Source organism: Kordia sp., from assembly GCF_045105435.1.
Taxonomy (GTDB): Bacteria; Bacteroidota; Bacteroidia; order Flavobacteriales; family Flavobacteriaceae; genus Kordia.
Map to the genome: position 1 here is coordinate 1 of NZ_JBGCDL010000289.1, position 6674 is coordinate 6674.

The window sequence follows — 6674 nt, forward strand, 5'->3', positions numbered from 1 at the left end:
CCCATGAATTTGTTGGTAACATACACATCAAAAGCATGGAATAAAAAAGCAAATAACCATAGGAAAACTGCCCAAACAAACCATTTTGTTCCAAATAGTGTGGCATCTTCTCCTAAGCCCAATACTACATTTATAAGTACGAGCAATGCAGAACCAATAATAAAAACCACCAAATGATAGTACAGGTATTTTTTTTGTCTGATGCGTTTTTGTGCAGTTTCAATGACTGCTAATTGTTCCTTATCAATTTGTGTGGTAGGTGTATTTTTTTTACCGAACATGTATGCAGATTTGCTAGTTGTTTAGTGCTTCTCTAAGTAATCTGTTTGCTTGAAACATTACTGAGTACGAAACATTTACATTGGTTCCATTGTGAGTTCCACGAGAAAAAGAAGGTAATGTTTTTACAATTCTTGCTATTTCGTTTTTCATAGAAATATTATTGGTACGAACGCCTACATTCTCTACAGCTCCTTGTTTGTTTACGATGAAACGGATATATATTGGAGCGTCGATACTATTAGTATTTATTGAACGCGCAACATTTTTAGAAAATGCTTGTTGAATGAATGCTTCTATTTTTTTAGAAGTACATTTATTTTGTTCTTTTACAGCGCCTTTATTTTCACAACCTGCAAATTGAGGTGCATTGTCCATGACTGAAAAGTTAATTGTTCCATTTGGAGAAACTTTCAGAGTGGAAGTATTAGTAGCTTTTTGAGCAAAACCAAATTGAATTGTTAAGCAAAAAAGAGCAGGGATAATAAATTTTTTCATCTTGAATTTATTTTAAGTTATAAATATACTTTTCTTTTTTGAAAAGTACATTCTGTTCGTAGGAAAAGATACAGTAAAACCATGAAATGCATTTTTTTTAGATGAATGTACTTTGGCTATGTATCAAATATTTAAAAAATTACGCAAACGATATCGTTGAAAATCAGCTTACAAAGGTGTTAAAAAGTAGTTGTCAATCCTGCAATTAAAGTAGGTTTTTTTTTCATTCTTTGCGGTTTTGAAAGCCATTTTTTAGTAAAATGATAATTCTTACATCTTTGTGAATTCTTTCATTTGTTTCCCAAAAATTCTTATATACATTTGATCTTATCAAACACTTGAAATTATGGCAATTAAAAAGCAATATTTAAAAAGCAAACCACTTTGCAAAGTAACCTTTAGTGTTGCTGCAAAAGAAGCAACAGCAGTTTCTGTAGTTGGAAATTTTAATGAATGGAACACAGAAGCAACAAGCTTAAAGAAATTAAAAAACGGAACGTTTAAAGCAACAGTTGATTTGGAAAAAGATGCTGAATATGAGTTTCGTTATGTAGTAGATGGAGCTTACACAAACGATGAACAAGCAGATGCGTATAAATGGAATGATTTTGCAGCTGCCGAAAACAGCGTTTTGAGTTTATAATCAGAAATTTGACTTTGTAAAGAAGCTTTCTATAGCAATATAGAAGGCTTTTTTTGTGTATTATAGTTTCTTTAGCAATTCACGTTTTACACGGCTAAACCATTCGTATCTAAGAATACTAAGTACAATGCTGTCGCGTCTCCCATCTGCGGAAGCGCAATTACTACGCAACACACCTTCTTCAGTACATCCAATACTTTTCATTGCGGCAATACTACGTTTATTTTTATTATCTGCTCTAAACTCTACGCGTTGTACTTTCATGTGTTCAAATGCAAATTGAAGCATTAAAAACTTGCAATTTTTATTCAAGCCTGTTCCTTGAAAATCTTTCCCGTACCAGGTATAGCCTAATGAAACAGTTTGATGATCTTGGTTAAAATCGTAAAATCGGGTAGAACCTGCATACGTTTTAAAACGTTTGTCATATACAATAAATGCATACGCCGTTTCCTCAACTCTTCCTTCGGTTGCTAAAGCAATATACTTGCGTAAATTGTCTTCTCCGTCGCCAGGAATGAGCGAATATTTCCATAATTCAGATTCGTTTAAAGAATAAGGTAGCAAATATTTAAAATCATCCGATTGTAATGGACGAAGTTGAACAAAACCATTGTCTAAAACGTAATTTTTTTTGAAGTCTAGTAAAATCATTCTGGCTTATCCTATTCTTAAAGATTCAAGAAATATTGTATTCAACTGTAAAAGTACATAAATCTGTTAGAGTTTATCTTGCTATTTTATTGAAAATGATAGCATATGAGTGTTTAATCAATAATAAAATAAAAGGAATTAAAATTAGTGAGTTTTGAGGCGCGTCCATTACAATTGTATTATTGTACTTTAAACACAATAGGAAGCGTGTATCGGATGTCTATTTTTGTGTTTTCTAGCTCTCCTGGTTCCATTTTTGGAAGCGATTTTACAACTCTTCTAGCTTCTCTAGCAAGTCTTGGATGTGGCGCTTTTGCTTTTACTTTGATTATTGCTCCTTTTTTATCTACCGTAAAAATCACATAAATTTTTTGAATTCCGTTTAAATTTAATTTGGTAGCTAATTCGACATCAAAGTATTCAGCAACATGTTTTGAGATATTTTTCGACATACATTTTCGCAAAGCTTCATTGGTCTTTTTTGATTCGCATCCTGGGTAGACAATGTATTTTTCAGGACCGCTAAATGGAACTCTTTCAGGTTCATAATATGGTAAAGGAATCAATTTTTTGTTTTCACGATCAATCTTTAAAAAAAGGTGACTTGCAAAGCGTGATTTTGTAGCTTTAGTCATCGCTACAGGTTTGAATGGAATATCTTCTAATGAAAAACTTAAATCGATCTCGAAAAAGTTCAATTCTCTTTCATGAAATTTTAAAGAAGATTTTTCTAAAGCTAGCGTTCTATTTTCATAAAAGAATAAGTTTGTATTCATGAAAATAGTATCTTTTTTTGTCTTTTGAATTACCTTTTCAATATCCTCTTGTGACAATGCCTGAAAAGCTAGATTTCGCAGTTTCTCATCACTACAATCAAATCGTTCTTCGTTATCATCACAACCTTCTGCATATGGAGATGGCGGCGGCGATTGAGAGTAGCGTGTCGTTTTTTGAGCGTTACAGATGTATACTGTAAAACACATTATCGTTATGGCAAAAAAGTATTTTTTCATGGAGTTAATCTTATAAAATTAAATAGCAACAGCACCTTTTATGCGCGGATGATGTTTGTAATTTACCAATTTGAAATCTTCAAAAGTAAAGTCGAAAATACTCTTCACATTCGGATTAATTTCCATGGTTGGAAGTGGATATGGTTCACGTGTTAATTGCAATTCTACTTGTTCAAAATGATTGCTGTAAATGTGCGCGTCACCAAATGTGTGTATAAAATCTCCGTATTCGTATCCGCACACTTTTGCCATCATCATGGTTAATAATGCATACGAAGCAATATTAAACGGAACGCCTAAAAATACATCGGCGCTTCGTTGATATAATTGACATGATAATTTTCCGTCAGCGACATAAAACTGAAAAAATGCATGACAAGGCGGTAAAGCTGCTTTTCCGTTGGCTACGTTTTCACTGAATGAAACTTTGGTATTTGGCAACACACTCGGATTCCATGCAGAAACAATCATACGACGACTGTTTGGGTTGTTCTTTAAAGTCTCAATTACTTCTGACAATTGATCGATACTTTCACTATTCCAATTGCGCCATTGATGTCCGTATACAGGTCCTAAATCACCATTTTCATCTGCCCATTCATTCCAAATACGTACGCCATTATCTTGAAGGTATTTAATATTTGTATCACCTTTTATAAACCATAATAATTCGTGAATAATCGATTTTAAGTGCAATTTTTTAGTGGTCACCATCGGAAAACCTTCGTTGAGGTCAAAACGCATTTGGTAGCCAAATACACTTTTTGTTCCAGTTCCTGTTCGATCTCCTTTTTCATTTCCTGCTGCTAATACGTGTTTTACAAGATCTAAATATTGTCTCATGGTGATTTCTTTTTTATAGTGATGCGATACAAATTTCTATTGTTTTTTTGGGAATAGAAAAACTCAAGATGAATTCAGTTCGTAAAAATAAAAAAAACGCGTTGATTATAAACCAAAGCGTTTGTATTTTATCAATAGGTTATTAACCGTAATTTATCCGAGAATCATTCCAGCAATAGTTGCGGAAATTAAGGAGGCAATTGTTCCTCCAATTAAGGCTTTCATTCCAAATTCAGACAATGTTTTCCGCTGCCCTGGTGCGAGCGAGCCAATTCCTCCAATTTGGATTCCTATAGAAGCAAAGTTGGCAAAACCACATAGCATATACGTTGCAATGATGATAGATTTATCAAATACTAGGTGACCAGCATTTGCAGGATTTTTTAAATCTGCCAATTGAATGTATCCAATAAATTCACTAGCGGCAAGTTTTACACCTAACAATTGTCCCATTTTCATTACATCTTCATAGGCAACACCAATCAGCCACATTAATGGTGCAAATACAGTTCCTAAGATGGCTTCTAGCGAAAATCTAGTATATGGTGTATTTTCAGCCATCCAACTATTCAATGAAGTTACATCGCCAATCCAGCCAAAGATTCCATTAATCATCGCAATAAATGCTACAAATACCAATAACATGGCACCAACATTTACGGCTAGTTTTAAACCTTCTGTCGTTCCGTTTGAGATGGCATCTAAAATATTAGATCCAATTTTATCTTTAGAAACTGCTACATCATTGTTTATTTTTTCCGTTTGCGGATATAATATTTTAGAAATTACAATTGCGCCTGGCGCTGCCATTACAGAAGCTGCTAATAAGTGTTTTGCATAAAAAAGTTGCAATGCAGGATCGTCTCCACCTAAAAATCCAATGTATGCAGCCAGTACAGCTCCGGCAACAGTTGCCATTCCACCGACCATGACAAGCAATATTTCTGAGCGTGTCATTTTTTCTAAATAGGCTTTAATTAATAATGGAGCTTCTGTTTGTCCTAAAAAGATATTTCCGGCAACGGATAAACTTTCTGCACCAGAAATCCCTAAGATTTTTGTCAACACCATTGCCATTCCTTTTACAATCTTTTGGATGATTCCTAAGTAGAATAATACAGAAGTTAAGGCAGAGAAAAAGATGATGGTTGGCAATACTTGAAACGCAAAGATGAATCCGTATGAACTCACATCCATAACACCGCTGAATAGAAATTCACTTCCTGCTTTGGTGTACTCAAGTATGTTTATGAATACTTGTCCAACACTTTCAAAAATACTTTGTACAAAACCAATTTTTAATACTGCAACCGCAATTAATAACTGAACTGCTAGCCCAATACCTACTGTTTTCCAATTGATGGCTTTTCTGTTACTACTAAATAAAAATGCAATTAAAATAAGTGATAGCATTCCTAAAATTCCACGCCAAATACTTGAAAATGACATTCCTTCACTGGCTATAATTTCGCTTTCTTCTTTGTCTAACGAAACATAATCTGGATGTGCTTCATTGATGAATTTATAAATTTGATTTCCACCTTTTTTCAGCGTGAGTGCTTGTGCCGTTTCATCAATGATTTCGTAATAAACATCAATATTTTTAGGAACTTTCTGTTTAAAAACTAATAAATTATTATTTCGCAACCAAAATCCTTTGTTATAATTTCCATCAAAGATATTTTCGTACGATCCGTTATCATTTAACTGTAAAAAATCTTTTCCTTGGGTAAATTCTACCGTTTGTTTTATGCTATCAGGAAATTTCTTTAAGTCTTCATAAATTATATTGCTTGCAAGTTGCCAACTAGCTCCTGCACTTTTCTCTGCTTTCTCTTTTGTAAAATGATACGAAACTCCTTTTTCTTTAAAAACCAATGTAGAATCGGTAAGCGAAGTAATTTTGTATTTACGAATTGTATCCGTTGGTTGGTTGTAATAAAAAACCAATAAATTGTTTTGATGAATGTAATCTCCGCTGGCGTTTAAGTTGTTTTTTGCAGCAAGTTGGTATTGAAATTCTCCTGCTTTCAAGTTCAGTTTGTCAGCATTTGTAATTGGAATAATTTCTTTATTTTCAGCATTTTTGATACTGCTAAAATTCCATTGTCCATCAATTTCAGTCTCTTGCGCACTTAGATTAAAAAGTATACAAAATACGGTTAGAATACTTACTACAAATTTCTGCATTTGAATAGGTGTTTTATTTTTTGTCTTCTTCTCTGTTAGAGATTTCATCTCGAAGTCGGGCTGCTTTCTCATAGTCTTCATCCGCCACAGCGCCATCCAACATATTGTATAGTTCTTGAAGCGAAAGAGAAGTTAAGGTGTTCTCAGCTGTACTTTCTACTATGTCGATATTTTCTTCAGTATCATCGGTAAACAACTCGTCTACCACGATACTTTCTTTTTCGGTATCTTCTTCCTCTTCTTTTGAAGTCAGTTTTAGGAAAATTCCAGCTTTATCCAAGATAGTTTTATAAGTAAAAATTGGTGCATCAAAACGCAATGCTAAGGCAATAGCATCGGAAGTACGTGCATCAATAATTTCTTCTATTTTATCGCGTTCGCAGATAATACTTGAATAAAATACACCATCCACCAATTTGTGAATAATGACTTGTTTTACAACTACATCAAACCGATCGGCAAAATTTTTGAAAAGATCGTGTGTCAACGGTCGCGGCGGTTTGATCTCTTTTTCGAGCGCAATGGCGATTGATTGTGCTTCAAAAGCGCCAATT

General features: G+C 33.7%; 8 protein-coding genes. 1 reads left to right on the forward strand and 7 read right to left on the reverse strand.

Translation table 11 applies throughout. From position 1 onward, the window contains the following. Positions 1–281 (reverse strand): 2TM domain-containing protein (locus AB8B65_RS14865; RefSeq protein ID WP_405302051.1); only part of this gene is annotated, 281 nt, incomplete at its 3' end. Positions 282–294: 13 nt separating this feature from the next. After that, a complete protein-coding gene (locus AB8B65_RS14870) occupies positions 295–777 on the reverse strand; it encodes a hypothetical protein (RefSeq protein ID WP_405302052.1) in 483 nt (160 codons plus the stop codon). A gap of 346 nt (positions 778–1123) precedes the next feature. On the opposite strand from AB8B65_RS14870, the gene AB8B65_RS14875 reads away from it, so the two are divergent. Further along, positions 1124–1420, forward strand: coding sequence for an isoamylase early set domain-containing protein (locus tag AB8B65_RS14875; protein ID WP_405302053.1), 297 nt, complete (start codon positions 1124–1126; stop codon positions 1418–1420). Between the two features lie 60 nt (positions 1421–1480). Here the strand turns inward: AB8B65_RS14875 and AB8B65_RS14880 are convergent, their stop codons facing one another. From AB8B65_RS14880 to AB8B65_RS14900, 5 genes are all read right to left on the reverse strand, one after another. After that, entirely contained in the window at positions 1481–2074 is a 594-nt protein-coding gene (locus AB8B65_RS14880; protein WP_405302054.1) for a GNAT family N-acetyltransferase, read from the reverse strand. Between the two features lie 179 nt (positions 2075–2253). Next, entirely contained in the window at positions 2254–3087 is an 834-nt protein-coding gene (locus AB8B65_RS14885; protein WP_405302055.1) for an energy transducer TonB, read from the reverse strand. Positions 3088–3105: 18 nt separating this feature from the next. Then, positions 3106–3930 carry a thymidylate synthase gene (locus AB8B65_RS14890; RefSeq protein WP_405302056.1) on the reverse strand — a complete coding sequence of 275 codons (825 nt, stop codon included), beginning with the start codon at positions 3928–3930 and terminating at the stop codon, positions 3106–3108. A 153-nt stretch (positions 3931–4083) separates the two neighbouring features. Next, the gene (locus AB8B65_RS14895; protein WP_405302058.1) at positions 4084–5448 is read right to left on the reverse strand and encodes a NupC/NupG family nucleoside CNT transporter; all 1365 of its coding nucleotides are present in this window, start codon (positions 5446–5448) and stop codon (positions 4084–4086) included. A gap of 685 nt (positions 5449–6133) precedes the next feature. Further along, a partial coding sequence (locus AB8B65_RS14900; protein WP_405302057.1) for a bifunctional nuclease domain-containing protein occupies positions 6134–6674 on the reverse strand: 541 nt, incomplete at its 5' end.